Below are 18,585 nucleotides of genomic sequence, written 5' to 3' on the forward strand. Positions count from 1 at the left end.
CCTTTCAAAAAATAGAAAAGACTGAAGATGATTTTTCTTCAGCCTTTTCAAAGCTATGTAATATTCTTTAATTAAAAAATCTGTAAGCTAAATTAAAAATTAACGCCATCAATATACATATAGCCATTACAGAAAATTGATTTCCACCCATTATAAATTTCACATCCTTCCTCATTAAAAAGCACGGTGCAGCTGCCAGTAATCTTGCTTACTGTCTACGATCACTTTTACCGTATGTGTTTTCGTTATACCTCCACTATAAGTAGCTGTGAAGATAAAGGTCAGCTCCTTTGGTTTTTTTCTGCCCCATTTGTTAATCATGGTTTTATCCCATATCACACCACTGTATATGGTTTCATTCTGAGCATTCTTCTTTCCAGTGCTTTTCATGGCCGTTGCGTAAGATGAATATCCTTCAATTCTACAAGTAACCTTTGTCGGACTTCCGGCAACATCTGCATGCAGCATAAATTTTTCACCGGACCAAAAGACATTGGTTCCTCGTTTTCTAGTTTCCTTTAATTTTAGATAATCAGAGTAAGGAATCACCCGATTTACTTCATCTTTAAATCGTTTTAAATTATATTTCTTTCGGTTTTCATCCCAATTTTCCGTATGATACACCATGCCGGTGATTTTTCCATCGGAAACTACAGTAAAACGGTACGTTCCGATTCCGGCTCCGGTCTGATCTCTGACCGTGCATACGACTTCGTATCTTCCAGATTGTGCTTCTTTTTGAACGGTGTCAGTAGTGGTAAGTGGATAGATACCATTTGTTGCTGTTAAACCTGTTTTTCGATGGGTATAAATGAGCTTTTTATCTTTATATACTTCGGTTGTTAATCGCAATTCATCTTTTTCCATATCGTCCACACCAACTTGAATTTGAAAGGCTTGTCCTTCTTTGACTTTCGTCGGTACGGTCTTAATAGATGTAATCCAGGGTGCGGTTGCTCCCCCCTGAATGTAGAAGGTTAGACTTTCTATGTTTGATGCTTTATCATACAATGGATAACCGCCATTCTTACTACTTCTTGATGTGTCGTCTTCCTGCCAATGCTCTACGGTATATTTTCCATCCACATAAAAGCGTTGTATCGGTTGATTTAACACCTTATTTAAGTCTTGAGATGCTACATTTCCCTCCTCGTCTAAAACAGTAGCTGCGTCCGGATGCGCACCGTCATTGAATGGGGTATGAGTATAACGCCAGTATTGTTTCTTCGACGGATCACCTTCGTAATCGTAATAACTGATTCCATAAGCAACCAATTCGCCTTTTTTATAAACAAGCTTATCTTCCTCTTCTTTTTCTTTCGTTCCCTTTACTATACTTGCTTCAACTTCGTCTTTTTTCCAACTCTGAATACTGGATTCTGATTCAAATTCATTATTTAGTGCATATACCTTTTTTCCATTCTCATAGCTATATACCTTAAAATTCTTTAAATAATACGTTCCTTTTGGTAACGTTAATCCAATGGTCGCTTTTCCATTATAAATAGAGGTTTCTCCCAGTATTGTATTTTCATCTACCATTATCATTCGTTTATTTTTCACTATTTCATTTTCCTGATTGGATCGAATAAAGAATAGTTCAGAAAAGCTTCCATAGCGATTGTTTAAGAAATCATAATACGAAGAACCTGTTGGGATATAATTTTGCCTTGTTCCAATATGAGTACGAATTCTATTTCGAGGTCGATAACCACTATGACTATATAATCGAGCAGTTAAATATTTTAATTCTCTTAATGTCCCATTTATTTTATATTCACAGTAAAATTCCCCTCGATCTGTAGAACACCCATTTGAAGTTGCTCCAATAAAAGCAATTTTTTTATCATCTGATTGAAAACGATAGGTTGATCTATCACCGGATTGACTTATTACTTTAGCATAATCTAAAATGTTACCGTTTCCTCCATCGGCATCCGCTAACTTAATGTAATTGTTTGCTTTATAACTTGGCTGAAATTCATTCATGACACTTAAATATTCATTCGTATTTTTACGAATCGTTGTATTTCCCTTATTTAAAATAGGTTTTTCTTTGCTTATCACATCGACACGCAAATCATCAATCACAGTAAGGCAATCATAAGGTCTACCGTTACCAAGTACACTTAATGTAATTGTATGCTCTCCCTCATTTAATAAAATAGGATGCAGATAATTTCCACCATATCCTTCACAATTCATTACATCGGCATATATAAATTTACCGTCAATTTTAATCTGGGATTCTTGACTTTCAACATATTGTCCTCCAATTTGACCTGTCCAATCAAATGAAACCACACCTTTCTTACCATCAGGAATGGTGAATTTTATGGTTTCGGAATTGGTATACAATGTATTATCTTTGTTGCCGGAATAACCAAATAATTTACAAGCATAAACTGTACGATTAACCCATTTACTCCTTACATCATCTAAATCATCGCCTATGACATAATTCGATGTGCTTAATTTGAAAAATGGATCTATTTTATCTGCATGATTAAAGGTTTCATAATGGGAATCTACCACATACCAATTTTCCTTATCATAAGAAGCTCCTAACATACCCGTTTTATAGTCTTTTATTAAATAGTCGTCTGCTTTAGCTTCTGTTCCATCTTCTGCTTTTAATTCGTACTCACAGTAATATGTTTTATATGATTCTAAATTTAAATCTTGTGTAAAGCTTGCACCATCTTTTTTCGCAATTAATTTCAGCTCACCCGCAGCATCAGTACTTTTTATTAGTTCTTCTGCTATCTTAGAGAGCGCATCTTTAGAAGCGATACACAATCCATTCATAGCATCTTTAATTTGTGTACCATAGGAATCAACTTTATCCGTAATTTGTACAAACTGATAACCAAAGGATTTTAGCTTCTTAATTGTTGCTTCAAAGGCATCGTCCTTTACTTTGTTTTCCTCATCCAACAATGCAACTAACTTTATGTCACCTTTTTTCGATAGTTCGCTTTTTAAATTGCTTGAAATTAATGTATCCAAAGTTAAATATGGTTTCGAAATATAACTCTCATGATTTCTTCGCATGACTACATAACGATTGGACTGCTTACTATATCTTGAACCTGCATCTAAATTAAGTTCTGAAAGGGATGCATTATCTGCACTACTATTTTTAAAATCGAATTTTGCCATTCTTGTAATTTCTGTGTAACCACCCCCACCACCAATTGGGTAAGGAGTTGCAGGAGTTACAACATAGACAACATCATCATTTGTTTCAAATCCATACATTGCAATGTCCTCTGTGGCGTAACTGTTTCTTCGTTCATGGTCATATCCCAATGACTTCCCGTCGGAAACTCGGATACAATAAACATATATATGGTACCATTTACTGCCATGATTTCTTGTTACATAACTTACATAATTGCAAACCCCTTCTTGATTTACAATTGGCAATACATTTACATTTAATTTACGCAATTCCTCATAGGTTTTTAGTGTGCGTTTACTTAAAAATTGATTTTGACCGGAAAACATATGCAAATCCAAATTATATTCACCTACGTACTCAGCGTGACTATATATCGCTTTTGCAAATATCTTTCCTTCTGCATCTAAATATACTCCTTCATAGTTGTACTTCGTACCGTCCTCTCTATCGTCCGGTTCTTTTTCCAAATATTCGTACCTTGCTAGTTCGCTTTTCGGGTTGAAAATACCTCTCTTTGCCTTACCATTTTCAACGCTAAAAAAATGAATCTCTGACTCTATCTTACAAATGGCATCACCTGTTGAGTGTGTTTGGATTACTTTTTTAGTATCTCCGGTCTTTCGATTGATTCGATAAATACCATCATCTTTAAATGTATAAATATTGTCTCCTTCAATAAAGTTTTTTTTGCCTAGTGCAAAATTTAAGGTAGTAAGATAAGCTCCCGTTTCTCGATCTAAAAGTAATGTCTTTCCATTTCTAACAGCGTATACGTATTGATTTTCGGAATCAAACTGTAGAATCTCTTCTGTATTACCATTCCAGCTAAAGTTAATAGGAAATGTATCGTTGTCAAAGGTATATGACCACACATTTGCTTCCGTTTCCAAATCAATTGCTTTTAAAGTGTATGGCGGTAGAAATGTACATCTGCCATATTGATTTACAGTTAATCCACATTCAATCAAATAAAGATACTCTTCATCAACAGCGTAACCAACAATCTCAGCATCGGTATTTCCAATCGCACCACCCATACTTTCTTGATAAATATGTTTGTAATGAGATAAACCATCTTTATAAAATGGCTTTCCAAGCTTTCTTACGGTAATGTTTGCATCAATTGCATTTCCTAAAAAGTAGCTCTGCATGGTGTTAATACCATTTTTTAGCTTGTAATACTCTTCGGTATTCCCTGCAAGCAACAAGATGTCTGCTGTTCTTGGAGTCAGTGGCTTTAAACTAACTACAGGTGCAATATTATCCACCTTTGTGATTGCTGTGGTATCTGCTGTCAAATAGTCTGTATCGGTGATGTACTCCGGTAACGTTTCTTCTGTCCATACATCCTTTACATGAAGGCGCAGCCTTACCTTTCCAACTCCTATTTTATTTACGGAAATAATCTTCTTTGTTCCAAAAGAGTTGTCGATAAACCCTGCTTTCTTTTCTGCTTTTACTTCCGTTTCGCCCATGAAGCTTTCATCAACATTACTATCTTCTGTGATGTACCAGCTCCGTTCCAACTGATCGCCGTCGCTGCTGCTTACATCTTCCATTTCAATTCTTGCTGTATTGGTTCCCTTTTCACGAAAGAACGCATCCTGAACGGAAATCTTAGCATCCGGCGGTAAATCCGGCTGTACGGTAAATTCCTTTTCTACTTCATCCCATAACCCTCGACTGTCTTGAGCATAAACCTTATATCTGAATTTCTCCGGCTTCGTATTTTTCGTCAAAAATAGAAGCTGACAGTTTGTCCAGTATTGGTCAGACTCCAACTTTTCAATTGGTCTAGTTTTAATACCATCGGTATTATCTAGTTCATTTTCTTTTTCGTCTATGTTGTGATCCAAATGAACGGTTTCACCTGTCTCTAAATTTGTGACTTCTGCCCATACTCTCTTTAAAGGACTTTGTGGGTTCGTTGCCACTTGAATATTAAGTACCTGCTTTCGATTTTGTTTTTGTGTTCCTCCTAACCTTGCAAGAACGGTTGGTGTTTTTAACACTTCAATCGGTTTTACATCGTAAAGGCTTCCGCTGTTTTTCGGACTGATTTTTAATTGCACGTTATAATATCCCTTGTTTGGAAAAGTTGCTGTTGCATAAATCGGTGTGCTATTTTTTCGGATGCTGCCGGCTCCACTTTCTACGATAGAAAAACGGTTGCTTGCTTTTCCTTCTGCATAGGCTCTTGAAGCAGAGTAATCTTCCCCATCCACAACGTAAGTAGATTCATCTTCTGCTATAACCGGATGCCCTTCATAAGTGGTTTCTGGAAGAGATAAAATGGCAGTGGCGTCTACTACTGTTCCATCAATGATATTGATCGTTTTTATATCCGTATCCGATTCTCCACTTTCTAGGGTAACTGTAAGGCAATATTGTATCGAACCCTCTTGGGAAGATGAATCTGATACAGTGGAACCTAACTTACTTCCATTCCATCCCGGTACTGGCACCCATCCGCTGCCGTCGTTTCTTTCTAATGTGCTATTTTTAAATTTAGCACCGTCCGGCAAAACCGTTATATCTGATACTTGATAATTCTCACCTACTACGGCTTGTGTAGGTAGCTTTAATTTTGCATCAAGTTCCAATGGAGCTTCTACTTCTTCCTCTGTGTCGTATTGGATGACATAAGGCACAAAGTACAATTGCCCTTTAATCTTTTCACCAGGATCCGTTTCAAGAGCTTTTAAAAACGGTTCTAGTGCCGGCGAATCTCCGCATAAGTCACGAATCTTTTGTTCTTGGCCATTAATTAAGACCTCTTTTACATCATAAGTTTGTTGTGAATGTAATATTGCTTCCCAAGTGTAATTGATTCTTCCCGACGTTACTTTATATCCACTTTCTTTCGATATGGATACAGAAGCCGCATATGGCATGTAATTTATTCTATAGTCCTCGGCACTACTATAGTAATTCCCTTCAATGCTTTTATCGTTTAAATCAATGGTATACCTTCCATTTTTATAATATGGATAAACCTTTACATTGGTTGCATCTTTATCGATGGTGGCACTGGTTGACTTTGGATATTTTTCTCCTTCCGCAGCCGGTGACCAGTCTTTACCATCAAACCAAATAAAAACCACTGCTGTGATGAATTTAAAGTGTGTCACGGTTTGTTTCGTCGTTGCTGCATATCCCGGTAGTGGATAACAAAAAAGCCCTGTAAAAAACAGAGCGATAATAAGCAATGTAGATACGCTGCTTCGTAATATTTTATTGTGCATTGTTCTTCCTTTCTGCTATACTTTATGGTAAGGATTACCGTTTGGCGGTTAGTTACTCTCTGTAAAAGGGGGTGATTGTTATGATTACATATTCGGAGCTGTTTCAGCTTGGATTATTGATTGTAGCCATTGTTTCTTTGTGCTTGAACAGCAAGAAATAGTTGAAAACCGCCTAATCCTTTTGGTTTAGACGGTTTCGTTCACATTTATTATGGACTGACCGCCCTACCACAGGCGGTGATCCTTTTCTTAACTAATATATATCATAGTTTCCTTACTTATGCAACGTTCTTTTTACTTAAATGGATTTTCTACTAAAGTGATAATTCCACCATTAAACGGTACAATTAAAATGTAATCGACGGTAGAAATATCACCTTTATAATTTATTACATCAACATTGTCATAAAAACGTACATTTTTAAATACCGAAGATACTTTTCCGTCAGTAATTAAAGCAACATTATTTACATTTCCTAAAAGATCATCTACTTTTACCATTTCGATCCAATAGTAACCCATCTTATTTTTTAACTTCATCTGAAATGGAGATACATCTGTTACAATCTGATATCCATCATATTTAGGTGGTTCCATGTATACAATATCAAACATTTCTTTAAGGGTACTTGCATCAACCACTTCTGAAATATCTTTTCCGGCCTTAACAACATTTAATTTTACCTTTGTAGTATCTTCATCAGTGTTTTCTGTCACCGGTGTTCTCTTTTCCGGTTCAATGAAGCGGTAAATAACAAGTGACGATTCCGCACGGTTTAGCGTTCCATCCGGCTTAAAAGTCTGATCGGTATATCCGGAAAGAATACCCGTAGCATAGGATTTGATGATATGGTAATCATACTTTGTCTTACTATCAACGTCTTTTACGGTTTTCTCAATCTCTGAATAGTTTTCGATATCTAATTTTCCAAGTCCGTTACTTATGATAAGAGCCATATACTTTCTTGAAATTGGTTGGTTGAGCATACTCTTATCAATATCTGCTTCTTCGAATAGCTTTAATTCTAATGCTTTTTGATAATAGTTATATGCCCAGTGATGCGGTTTGTCTGCTACTGTCAGCTCTTCGCCCGTTACTGCTACGACCATCATTTTTATAAATTCGCCATAGGTTACTGTATTTTGGGGCCGGAAGCTTTTATCCGGATACCCTTTTATAATATCCTTGTCAGACATTGCCTTTACGGATTCATATGCCCAATTTGTTGTCTTTAAGTCTTTATATGTTTGCTGATCCGCAGCGTAAATTGCTGTGGATGCAAAAATCATGATTCCGGCTAACGTAATTGCGATTGTTTTTTTCATTTGGATTCCTCCTTACTTTATATGTGCTTTTATAATCAAACTATCTTCTAATTTGATTATCTCATCTATCCTATAAATCTCTGTACTTAATATTTGCTCTTTTAATGCTTGCATTCTTTTTTTCTTTTTAATCCGTTGATTCATACAATAATCCTCTTATAATTAAACTCTGCTGATTTATTAATATTATCCTACGCTGCATGTTGTTCCATTTCAAGGATAATTTTTATAATTTTTATAATTTTGTTAATTTATTATAAGAATTTTTTAATTCTTTCTTTTTCTTTTCGATCCATTTATCCTGGCAAGATGATAATTCCAACCAAATAGCACTTTCTGCAATGTGTAAACGTTGCAGCTCATCCAAATAATATACTATCTCATCTCCAATCAACTTTCGGTACAGGCAATTATTTTCCACTTTATATTCAGGCTCCGGCATATATTCAACCGAAGCAGTTATATTTAACTGAATCATTATGAGTCACCTCACTTAATCTTAACTTCCTACATATTCATAGCCGGATGTACGAATCAACCTTGCATCCCGCAGAAAGACTAATCTATAATCAAATAATTTATAATCAATCGTAACAATGGTCTTTGGCTCATAAACCATTTCTTTAAATCCGGTCAACGACTCTTCAAATAAATAAGGGTACTCTACTTTTTGACGCTTTACCAAATCCTTTCCCTTATATTCCGTCACATGACCGTCTCCATCAAAGTAATAAACATAATATTGCAATGGATCTTCCTTTAGATTCTGTTTTATCAGATAGGAAACGGCTGAGTTTCCATGGTCTTTATCAAAGATGCGGATTCCATCACCATAAGAATCACTTGTATAATAAAGAGAAGCTGCTGCGGCACAATCATCCGCAACATGCTTCAGCTTTTCTTGTTGCAGTAAAAAAGAATCATTATCTACTTGAAAGATAGAAAAGGAAGATAGTAAAAGTACAAGGGCGAAGGTGCAGATAAGTGATCTCAATGTTTCTTCCTCCTAATCCGATTCTACATATGGCAGCTTCTCTGAAGTGACTGCCCCTCTGGTGTAATACGTTCCTTTGTTTTCCTCATCCGAAATCCCAAACAATTGATTTGCCGCTATTTTCTTTTCAATGGGTACTCCAACCTCATATTCAATCAATTCACGGCTGTCAAAGGTTTCTGTACGATATTTCGGTACCTTCGTCACATTTACAATAACCTCATCTTCAGTAAATCCCAATTCCACGATTTCATCCACCATATGTGTAATGTTTTCATCTGTAAAATATCCCGCTTGGCGTGCTTCTTCCTTCGCGGAATTTACAATAGTATCGACCCGATCCATATTTCGGTTATTTTTCATTTGCAAAGAATATTGCGGTACAAAAGACAATAAAAGTGGAATACATATTAAAAATGCAATTAATTCATGCATGGCCGCTCCCTTCCTTAATTCCATTCTAAATCATTCTATTTATATTTAAGGGGGCATTTGCCCCCCATCATGGTACAATACTGCCGGCAGAAGATGTACTTTGCATTGCTTCAATACCTGCCGAAAATAAATCTCCTGTCATTGCTAAATATAATAGCGCAATTATGCCCATAGATAAAAATAAAACAAGCAATCCTTTCATTATTCTGTCAGCTCTGTAATCGTCTTTGTTGTAGACTTCCCAAGGGTTTCCATATTACTTTTTATTGAATCATTTTTTCCAATTAAAAATATGGTTACTAACCCGACAATAACGACAATTGCAATAAAATCATAAAGCATGTCTTTCATTTTAAATTCCTCCTAAAAAACTCATTGCATCCAATGTATCAATGAGTACCAAATACACAAAATTACCCATAATTAAAATTGCCTCGCAAAAAGCCAACATAAGTTTTATATGCTGTATGTGAACCAGTTTCTTCTCTTCTCTGGTTCTATGCTCTTCCAAGGCATTGTTTTGAACAATAGTGAGCTGTTTTAAAAATTCTTCTGGTGGCAATTCATCAAGCTTTACCATCACTCGTGCAAAGCTCTTACCGAGCGATGTAGGAAAGCGTTCTTCAAAGGCTTCCCCTGCGTCACTAACTCGTCCTTGGCGAACGAAATATAGTGCAGTTTGAAAGGCTGCCTTAGAGAAGTTTGTAAACGGTATCAATTTCGTTAATATGTAATCCGCAGAAGTACCATTTTTTTTCGATAGAATAATATTTTTCATTTGCATAATAATACCCGTTAATTCTTCATCCATTGCGCAGCCACGTCGTTTGGAAAAGGCATCACAAAACCTTGCAAATACTGTTTTTCTTCTACCAAACTTTTCTTTTGAAGATAACAAATAATATAAACCTATACCGAAAAGAATCAGTCTTATGGAAAAGTCTATATCACCTTTCATCACGTACATAATTGCAAGCAATCCAATTACAATAAGCAAAAGCTTTCGAATGGCGTTGTATCTTCTTAACGAAAGCTTTAATCCAATCTGACGAAACATCAAATCTTCGCTTTTATCTCTTATTTCCTCTAGGAGTTTTTCCATTTGATAGCTAACTCCTCGTCTTGAAGATATGTGTTCGACTCCTGCCTTTAAATGTAACCCTAATAAACACCACATACCCATTAAAAATAAAGCTGTTATACCAACGCAATAAATAGCTTTGATATCTACAATCAAATCAACCACCTCTTTCAAAAATCATATTTTCTTTTTCCAAGAACAGGGAATATGATTACATTAAATCCCGACAATAAAACAATCATGCTAAATATCATCAATCCCTTTTTTTCAACAAACTCATATTGCAGCATAGTTTGCCAGCTATAACTAACCATAGACTTTGCCATCCAAATCAGGATACAAAAAAAGAGAGGACAAAGTACTTTAACCACGACATCTGAAACCAATCCCTCTCTTTTATCCTTTTCAATTTTTTTGCTGATTCCTTTACACTCATCCAATATGTTTTCTAATCCATGTAATACATCAACTTGCTCCCACACCGCATTGTAAATATTATCTGCAATCATTCTTGCCCAAATGGTGTTCCAATTTGCAATGAAGTCTTTCAGTGCTTCCCGCAGTTCTCCCTCCTTTTCAAACGTTTTAATCCTTATTGCTAGCTGAAGTGTTGCTCGCTTTGAAAGGGTATCGGGTTTCAATTCCTTTACACAGGCATCCAATGCCGCATAAATATTATGATCGCAAATCTTATACTGGTTTAATAACTCATCAATTAACATTTCTCCTTCAAACGATGCATTTACTTGTATTACATAAAGCTTTGTCCTTATGTAACCATACGGTATCGCTGCTATCAAACCTGCTATAATAATTCCATTTATACCAAAGCCTCGAATGAATAAATAGCTCATTAAGACAAATATTGTGAGCACACCCCATATAAATGCAGTTACTTTTTCATTTACATGTTTACCATTCGTAATCACTTGAAAGATTCTTATCAAATGCGACCGAACCACGTTATGTGTTCCGCTAAATTTCGCTTGGATTGGCCATATAATAAGGCGTAAATTATATAAGATACTGCTTTGGTAGATTAAGAAAATGCCAATAAGAATAATGAGACAAAATACTCGGTTTACCCAAATAATCATAAAATCACCTACCTAATAACGCTTTTAAATAAGGGGGTTCAAATACGGTCTTTCCGGTGTTCGGAAACTCCTTTGCCAGCTTTTTTAAACATTCTTCAAGTTCTTTAAATGCCTTTGCATTTTCTTCGATTCCGATTTCCTTGACCTTTTCTCCTATGTCATAGGACCATACCCAATCATCATGTTCAACGCGGTATTTGCATATTTGATGCATGGTTATTTTCATGGATTCACTGTCATATCGCATTTCCCAAAGTCCTTTAAGACGTTTTTGGCCATAATCACTCGGCAAGCTCATCATATTCACGATGTACTGAAAGCTTTTCGCTACTTTAATCATGCAGCAAGCCAAGTCACCTCCACATTCTTTTGTCACTTTATCCGCTACATCATAGGCAAAATCCACGGTTTCACTGGTATGCATATTTGTTTTGCAGTGTCTTGTACCCATGTTTGCAGCCTCCAATGACAAATTCATCATTCTTCCTTGGCGAGCTTCTCCAATGATGATGTATTGTGCATCGGATCGCTTTGCGGTTGCAATAACCTCATCCATGTATTCTTCCGCTGGAACCAATTGCATAATCGGTGCCGTCGGCATCATCAAATGCAAAGGAATTTCCGGATCATTTTCGATACAAAGGCCTTCTAATTTTGGATCTTCATGCGATTGCCAAATACTCATCATCGTTGTTTTTGCAGATTTAACAGGGCCGGTAAAAGCTACGTTAAACCCACACTGAACCATAAGTTGAAATAAAATAATCGCTTCTTTCGGTATTGTATGTCGTTTCACTTGATCTTCAAATGTTGAAGTATTTGCAAGGTACTTTCGAAAGACAATGGAATCCTGACCTTTTTTCGTCATGCCATAATCGGAATAGATAGTGACACGGCTGCCATCTGCTAAATATACTTCCTGATACGCTTTAGCCCGATCTTTTGTTGGATCCGGCAAAAGCAGCATATCCCGCAGTTTTGCTCTTCTTTCCTTCGATATCGTTTGTTTTTGTAATTCTAATACACCATTGATATCATAATAAATACGCTCTCCAATAATCTTACAAGAGGGACTAAATTTTAATGTTCCTACACTTTGTATCCAATTTGAAATACTGCTAAATCCATACGCTTCTTGAAAAACAGCATCTTCTAAGCTTTGAAACCATGACGGATACACTGTCGCAGACAACTGCTTTTCTTCTAATATTTGTTTTATTTTATTTCTATAGTAAGCGACCTCTAGCTCCTGTCCAATGAGTGCTTTATATTGTCGATCCAGTGCAGTATTTTCTTCAAGCTCTTTCCCATCCATTGCATCAATGATGGTGCGCATGTGAGCACATACAGTATAAAATTCTTTTGAATCGCCTCTTTCTTCAAACTCGTTTCCTTCATGTCCAGGTTTTGTATTTCTTGATTCTATGTAGCTTGCAATGTCAAATTCCCTTTCTTGAACATCATGCTTCTTTGAAGTTTCTTTTCTTTCCATCTCCATCACTAATACCTTTTTATCCCTTTCTCCAAAATCTCATTATTCCTTTTCTTTTTTTCTTTCTTTTTTTATCATCCGGACTCGCAAATAGTTCCTTTGACAAGCGTTCCACATCCTGACTATACTGTTTATCCATTTTCACCAAAGTTCTTCCTTCATTTTCTGCTTGTAAGCTGTAGCTTGAATAATCTACCACGGTAGAATGTTCTATTTGATACTGCTTTGCAAGTTCTTGTTCATTTGGAAGAAAATGTGCAATATAAAACCGATTAATAATTAATTTTGAAAATGAAATTTGAAGCTGCTTTAGCACTTGACTATTTTTTTGCAGGTATTCCCGCAGATTGCCTTTATTTTGGGACGTAATCAATACATTCCGATCTGCATATAAAAGTGCTCCAATGTTCAAAGCGAAATCAACCGATGAACCACCATCCACTAAAACATAATCAAAGGTTGTTCTTGCCAATTCAAACAATGTTTTGACATCTTCAGGCTGATACTTTCGTCGTTCTATTAAACTTTGCGTTCCTTGCAGCGTATACAAATTATTTGAAACTGCACAAGCTCCAATCAACTCATCAACGGATAAAACCTTACTGGAAAGCTTTATCCTCAAATCATCCAAATGATAGGAAAAAGTTGTGCTGCTATACTGTGTTCCGCAACTTCCGCTTAAATTGAGCAATAATATCTTCTTTTCTGTGTGTTCTTCTGCCAAGCATTCTGCAAGTGACTGGCATAGCATCGTAACACCACACTTCGAACCGGCACCATAAAAAGTCATTATCATGAATGCATCACCTCTATTCGTACATTAAAATAAATACTTGATTTTTTTCCGCTGCTGTCTTTAATTTCTGATATTTCTCTTCCGATATTACAAGCTCAATTTGGGATACCGCAGCAGATCCATCGATGCGATCCGGTGTTACATCAATGACTTCGCGGTTGGAAGAATCTTTTACATAAGCAATCTTTGCAGTCATCAATTGATTTCCAAAACTTTTAGTATCGATGCCTTCGATTGTATCCATATCGTTTAAACTAGCCATATCCTCTACTTGTTGCGCCAGCTCCTTATCTATGCTGTAAAAGCTCACGGAATCACCTCGACGTAAGGTTTGAGGATAAGCATAAACCCAGTCCATCGGCATGCTAAAGACATAATTCCCATCTCCGGTAACAAGCTCAGGATCACTGAAAAACTCGCTGCATAGCTGCAAATGTCCGGGGATATAAGTATTTGTTCTCTGCCCGATGATCTTGTCCGGATCTATAATCGGCTGATCAATTAATTTTGCTTTCTCCATCATCATTAGTCCCAACATCTGCTTTTCAACAATCGTACCCTTTTGCACTTCTTCCTTAAAAACAATCACAGGTTGATAGGTCATTGCTTCTCTGCCGTAATTCTCCCATCCTATAAATCCTGCTACGGCAAAAAATATTAAAAGGATTCCAACGAATCCCCTTAGTCTTTCTTTTTGTGCTTTTCGCATAATATTCCTTCTTTCTACTGTCATGCTATTTTCGTTTCCAAAAAGGTTGTTTCTTTCTCACCTTTTTGATTCCAATTCCAATGTTCTGAAAAAAATCTTGCGTAAACTCTTCGAAGTCGTCTCGAAGCCAAATAGGAAGTTCATGATAATCCTTTAAAGCTCCCTCTTCATCCTCACCGGAAATGAGTAACATTAGCTGATTTCTCGACAAATCCTCTTTGAAAAAATCATTTTTCAAAAAGAGTGCAAGCTGATCCGTATTCCAAATGGATGCAAAACAAAGTCCTATCTTATAGTTACATCGAAGAAAATCTCCAATGCAGCTTTGTCTAGCGGATTCAATACAAGTATCTGAATTTACATCAAACATTCGTCCAAAATCTATGACAATGAACGGAAACTCATTGCTTCCATACGCAAGCTGTAAGATAGCATCCTTTTCATTTCCTGCTGCACTGATGTACTCCACATTTCGCTGCTTTTTTCTTATTTTCTTAAAGTTGGCAGATGTAATTTCCACACATAGCACCCGATGCCCGCAGTTTGCAATTTCCTCCGCAATCTTGATTGCAGCAGTTGTCGCGCCCGCTCCCGACTGCAATCCAAACACGCCGATGGATACCGTGCCAGTTACCGCTGTATGCATGGTTTTTAAGGTTTTATCGCTTTCAGCTAGTAAAGATAAATCAAAAGATGCAGGATAATCCCTTATATAACGCTCGATGAGCGGTATCCGATCAAACGGCACAAATGCTGTAACTTCCATTCCTACCATCTGTGCAATGAATTTTTTATCTATCAAATCCTTAATCAAAACAATGATTTTAGGCTTGTCTATTGAATCCAAATCATGAATCTCGCTTACTGCTTTTACTGCTTTTCGCTCAGAAAGCAAGGAATTTAAGATAACAAAATCATAAGTTTCATACGTTAAAATATCCGAAATGATATCTATATTTGAATTGCTTTCTGTTTGTACATCAGGAATCTCTGAAATGATGGATTCCAATTCTTCATTTCCAATTGCCATAAGTATTTTTGTCAAATTCCTCCCCCCTTTCTATTCTCGAATTAATGGTAGCGGATCAATTAACACACCGTTATAGGTAAGCTCAATATGTAAATGTGGTCCGGTTCCGATTCCCGTATTTCCCACACCACCGATTACGGTTCCACGTTTTACTTCATCACCTACGTCTACCTTTACCGCAGATAAATGCTGGTACCGGGAGATCCAAATGTCATCGCCAATCTTATGCTGCACTTTTATATTAATTCCACGTTCGCCTCCGGATAGATTCACATAAATAACCGTTCCGTCTTCAATTGCAATCACCGGCGATCCCATAGCATTACTTCCACTAATGTCCACGCCGTTGTGCGCCCGTTTAATGCCAAGAACGGGATGAATTCTTACCGATGCAAATTTAGATGTCACGCTATGAAGCTCCGGTGTCGGCCATGCAAAATAGCCTCCTTCGGTTGTGTCAATGTAATCCGGCAAATCATAAAGATCACCAAACATCTCATCTAAGATTCCGGCTGTCATTAAAGTGTCAACCCATTCAATCTGATCTGTATCAAATTCCTTTTTAATAATCAGTTCTTCCAAATCTTTATTTGAAAACTGAATGACCCACTTTACATCGCTGCTGCCACTCTCAGATACTCGTTTTCCCGCATCCAGGATAGCCTGAATATCACTCTCAGTTGGAATGGTCAGCCAAGAACAAATCGAAGAAGGTGTTGCTAAATCACCACTTTGTACTTCCTGCCAATAACCGCCTTCGTCCGTTTCAACCCAAATCCATTTTTCGTAATGCAGCTTAAGGAAATCGACCGCAGATAAGAATGGATCTACATCCTCTAAGTCATTGTCAAATCGAACAGTATCATAAACAAGAAGCTCCTGCCAAGTGCAGCCTGCAAGCTCTGCTGCCGCTTTATAATCATCCACCACACTATCCGCAACGGAAGGCATAACGCTTGCCATTGAAATAAATAGCATTGTTAGAATAAGGAAAATCATGATAAAAGGCATTGCAATCGCAAGCAATGCCCTCTTTAGCTTTCTCTTTTTTCTTTTTTTTGACTGTTTCTTATACTCTTGGTAGCCCTTTCTTTCATTCATTGTTTACCTCATTTTTACGCATATTTTGCGCAGATGAACGATTGACTGCTTTTACAGTACGTTTACTTTTTTCTTTTTCAAGCTCTTTTAATACTGCTGCATAACTTGCTTTTCTTTTCTTATCCCTTTTTCCTTCCGATGTAAAGTTAGAAAAATCATATTCGTCAACTAACTTTTTACCATATTTCTTTGTTGCAGCTTCATAGCAATCTTCACCCATCTCATCCCCAAAATTTGCTTTGAAAAATGAGATTCCCATTTGCTCCTTTGCTCTTTCATTCCTAATTATATTCGCAGATGAAGATTTTATTTGCTCTTTCATTGCTCCCAGATTAGTTGGCCGCTTAACTTCTTTTTTCTTATCCCAGTAAATTGCCTGGCCATCTGTTACCACATTTTTAATATCTCCACCCTGCATTTCTGTACTGCGTAAGATATGAGCAACCGCAGAAACATCTCGCTGATCAAAATGATTGCCACCTGATTTTCGTATTGAATCAGTGCGTTTTACAAAATTACTGTATTCTACGTCATCCTGTTTTTTGTCAGCACCATCTTCAGTTTTTTCTTTGGATATTTCGTATTGCTTTTGAAGCAATTCCTCCGCTTGTCTAAAATATCTTCCCATGTCGTTAACTGCCGTCGTCATGTTTTCGGATGAATCTCTTATACTGTCACTGATTCGATTGATATTCGGTGTTTCAATTCCACCAAACCGGCCGCCCGCAGTTTCGGTCCCCATTTTTCCAGTTGATCCCGGGATTCGTGTCTCAGACTGTTCATCATTATTCTGATTACGCATTTTCCGCCACATCTGTCTTGAACTATCCACTGCGTTAAAATCCTGATCCAAAGCTTTATGCATACTTTGAGGCATCTGTACACTGTTATTCGATTGAAAACTAGAAAACAGATTAAGCAATCGAAACCGTTCAAACCAGATGGAGGCAATAATTACTAGAATTAGAAATATACTTGTAATCAAGCCATATTCATCGCTAAACTTGTAAATTACCTCCATAAAAACAAGCGTTACACTCAGAAAAAATACAATCAAAATACGAACGAAAGAAATACTTATAATACGACCGCCCCATCGTCTCACGAGTGGCAATCCAAAATTGGGAAGCAAAGCCACAAGAAATACGAAAATACCAAGGAGTAAATAAACCAACACTAGAAACTGATACCCAATAATTAAAACAGAAAATACAATTAAGATAATCATAAGAAGAAGAGTGAACATCAACAAAATAATGGCTGTAACCAACCTTGATACTTGATAGGCAAACAATTTTGAAAAGAGCTGATTGGATTTTGCTAATGTTTCTACGGCATCCTTTCTTTGTTCTGTATCCGGTGTCAATTTTAATATTTCTGCTTCATGGCGTTCTGCCATCCTTACACTACCAAACTCCAATATCTGCCATGGCTGATGAACAAGCAGATTCCAGCAAAGCCCTGCCGCTTTTCCTTTTGCATCGCCACCCTTTCCTCCTACTGTTTCTTTATATGGTCCTTCCATTACGGTTTCACAAACACCGCCAGTTACGGTGTCAACACCCTCAATTAACTTAATTGGATATGCATAAAATGCAAATGCCAGCATTATGACAAACACTAAAGCAACCATACTTGAAAAAGCCTGTGCCGTTCGATTTTGCATCATTTTTAAAAGCAATAAGAAAGCGGCAAAGCCAATCCCGATTGCCGCAAACGTATCCCACATTGAGCCACGCATCGCTATGATAAATGGCTCTAAAAATCCTCCAAGCATCACCGCTATGTTACTGGATAACGAGAATGAAAATAAGGAAATTGTGACCTTTGCCAGTAAGACTTGAATGGCAAATAAGATATTTGAAAACCAATCACAAAAGACGCTTCCAGGGTTTTTATATACACTCATTTTTTCCGTGTCTAATTGGTAGTTGTCTCGATAATTTATAAAATAATCTTCATTGCTTTCCGCTGCTGTTTCATCAATGTTTTTATAAAGATCACTGTCTGCTGCAAAGATGACCGCTGAAGAGCATACTAAGATCAGGATCGTAATGCAGGTTAGGATTAATATAATTCGTTTTTTCATACCTCC

The 18,585-nt window shown here is 36.8% G+C and carries 16 protein-coding genes; all 16 read right to left on the reverse strand.

Going from position 1 to position 18,585, the window contains the following annotated elements; translation table 11 throughout:
• Window positions 1-174: 174 nt before the first annotated feature.
• Window positions 175-6,429 (reverse strand): hypothetical protein, encoded by a 6,255-nt coding sequence (locus I2490_RS00790; RefSeq protein WP_206457880.1) that lies wholly within the window; start codon window positions 6,427-6,429, stop codon window positions 175-177.
• 294 nt (window positions 6,430-6,723) lie between these two features.
• Window positions 6,724-7,755, reverse strand: coding sequence for an S-layer homology domain-containing protein (locus I2490_RS00795; RefSeq protein ID WP_206457881.1), 1,032 nt, complete (start codon window positions 7,753-7,755; stop codon window positions 6,724-6,726).
• Window positions 7,756-7,767: 12 nt separating this feature from the next.
• Window positions 7,768-7,899 (reverse strand): hypothetical protein, encoded by a 132-nt coding sequence (locus I2490_RS16780; protein ID WP_280634178.1) that lies wholly within the window; start codon window positions 7,897-7,899, stop codon window positions 7,768-7,770.
• A 91-nt stretch (window positions 7,900-7,990) separates the two neighbouring features.
• Window positions 7,991-8,233 carry a hypothetical protein gene (locus I2490_RS00800; RefSeq protein WP_206457882.1) on the reverse strand — a complete coding sequence of 81 codons (243 nt, stop codon included), beginning with the start codon at window positions 8,231-8,233 and terminating at the stop codon, window positions 7,991-7,993.
• A gap of 21 nt (window positions 8,234-8,254) precedes the next feature.
• Complete coding sequence (locus I2490_RS00805; protein WP_206457883.1) at window positions 8,255-8,749, reverse strand: hypothetical protein; 495 nt, start codon at window positions 8,747-8,749, stop codon at window positions 8,255-8,257.
• Window positions 8,750-8,761: 12 nt separating this feature from the next.
• On the reverse strand, window positions 8,762-9,208 hold the full coding sequence (locus tag I2490_RS00810) for a hypothetical protein (protein ID WP_206457884.1): 447 nt from the start codon (window positions 9,206-9,208) through the stop codon (window positions 8,762-8,764).
• Window positions 9,209-9,251: 43 nt separating this feature from the next.
• Entirely contained in the window at window positions 9,252-9,386 is a 135-nt protein-coding gene (locus I2490_RS16785) for a hypothetical protein (RefSeq protein ID WP_280634179.1), read from the reverse strand.
• Complete coding sequence (locus I2490_RS00815) at window positions 9,386-9,535, reverse strand: hypothetical protein (RefSeq protein ID WP_206457885.1); 150 nt, start codon at window positions 9,533-9,535, stop codon at window positions 9,386-9,388. Before I2490_RS00815 ends, I2490_RS16785 begins: the two co-directional genes overlap by 1 nt.
• 1 nt (window position 9,536) lies before the next feature.
• On the reverse strand, window positions 9,537-10,421 hold the full coding sequence (locus tag I2490_RS00820) for a hypothetical protein (RefSeq protein WP_206457886.1): 885 nt from the start codon (window positions 10,419-10,421) through the stop codon (window positions 9,537-9,539).
• A gap of 14 nt (window positions 10,422-10,435) precedes the next feature.
• Window positions 10,436-11,362, reverse strand: coding sequence for a hypothetical protein (locus tag I2490_RS00825; protein ID WP_206457887.1), 927 nt, complete (start codon window positions 11,360-11,362; stop codon window positions 10,436-10,438).
• Between the two features lie 4 nt (window positions 11,363-11,366).
• Entirely contained in the window at window positions 11,367-12,860 is a 1,494-nt protein-coding gene (locus I2490_RS00830) for a hypothetical protein (RefSeq protein WP_206457888.1), read from the reverse strand.
• 13 nt (window positions 12,861-12,873) lie between these two features.
• Window positions 12,874-13,650: a hypothetical protein gene (locus tag I2490_RS00835; protein ID WP_206457889.1), complete on the reverse strand. Its 777-nt coding sequence runs from the start codon at window positions 13,648-13,650 to the stop codon at window positions 12,874-12,876.
• A gap of 13 nt (window positions 13,651-13,663) precedes the next feature.
• Window positions 13,664-14,359 (reverse strand): hypothetical protein, encoded by a 696-nt coding sequence (locus I2490_RS00840; RefSeq protein WP_206457890.1) that lies wholly within the window; start codon window positions 14,357-14,359, stop codon window positions 13,664-13,666.
• A 25-nt stretch (window positions 14,360-14,384) separates the two neighbouring features.
• Complete coding sequence (locus I2490_RS00845) at window positions 14,385-15,404, reverse strand: hypothetical protein (protein WP_206457891.1); 1,020 nt, start codon at window positions 15,402-15,404, stop codon at window positions 14,385-14,387.
• Between the two features lie 15 nt (window positions 15,405-15,419).
• Window positions 15,420-16,490, reverse strand: coding sequence for a M23 family metallopeptidase (locus I2490_RS00850; protein WP_206457892.1), 1,071 nt, complete (start codon window positions 16,488-16,490; stop codon window positions 15,420-15,422).
• Complete coding sequence (locus tag I2490_RS00855; protein WP_206457893.1) at window positions 16,483-18,579, reverse strand: CD3337/EF1877 family mobilome membrane protein; 2,097 nt, start codon at window positions 18,577-18,579, stop codon at window positions 16,483-16,485. The genes I2490_RS00850 and I2490_RS00855 overlap by 8 nt, the downstream gene beginning before the upstream one ends.
• Window positions 18,580-18,585: the final 6 nt, after the last annotated feature.

Origin of the sequence: Anaerovorax sp. IOR16 (genome assembly GCF_017168145.1) — a bacterium.
In the GTDB taxonomy this organism is placed as follows: domain Bacteria; phylum Bacillota; class Clostridia; order Peptostreptococcales; family Anaerovoracaceae; genus IOR16.

Coding starts and splice junctions, on each gene's coding strand:
- I2490_RS00795 (WP_206457881.1), bottom strand. CDS start 7,755: ATGAAAAAAACAATCGCAATTACGTTAGCCGGAATCATGATTTTTGCA.
- I2490_RS00790 (WP_206457880.1), bottom strand. CDS start 6,429: ATGCACAATAAAATATTACGAAGCAGCGTATCTACATTGCTTATTATC.
- I2490_RS00850 (WP_206457892.1), bottom strand. CDS start 16,490: ATGAATGAAAGAAAGGGCTACCAAGAGTATAAGAAACAGTCAAAAAAA.
- I2490_RS16785 (WP_280634179.1), bottom strand. CDS start 9,386: ATGAAAGGATTGCTTGTTTTATTTTTATCTATGGGCATAATTGCGCTA.
- I2490_RS00815 (WP_206457885.1), bottom strand. CDS start 9,535: ATGAAAGACATGCTTTATGATTTTATTGCAATTGTCGTTATTGTCGGG.
- I2490_RS00825 (WP_206457887.1), bottom strand. CDS start 11,362: ATGATTATTTGGGTAAACCGAGTATTTTGTCTCATTATTCTTATTGGC.
- I2490_RS00810 (WP_206457884.1), bottom strand. CDS start 9,208: ATGGAATTAAGGAAGGGAGCGGCCATGCATGAATTAATTGCATTTTTA.
- I2490_RS00830 (WP_206457888.1), bottom strand. CDS start 12,860: ATGGAGATGGAAAGAAAAGAAACTTCAAAGAAGCATGATGTTCAAGAA.
- I2490_RS16780 (WP_280634178.1), bottom strand. CDS start 7,899: ATGAATCAACGGATTAAAAAGAAAAAAAGAATGCAAGCATTAAAAGAG.
- I2490_RS00840 (WP_206457890.1), bottom strand. CDS start 14,359: ATGCGAAAAGCACAAAAAGAAAGACTAAGGGGATTCGTTGGAATCCTT.
- I2490_RS00855 (WP_206457893.1), bottom strand. CDS start 18,579: ATGAAAAAACGAATTATATTAATCCTAACCTGCATTACGATCCTGATC.
- I2490_RS00835 (WP_206457889.1), bottom strand. CDS start 13,650: ATGATAATGACTTTTTATGGTGCCGGTTCGAAGTGTGGTGTTACGATG.
- I2490_RS00800 (WP_206457882.1), bottom strand. CDS start 8,233: ATGATTCAGTTAAATATAACTGCTTCGGTTGAATATATGCCGGAGCCT.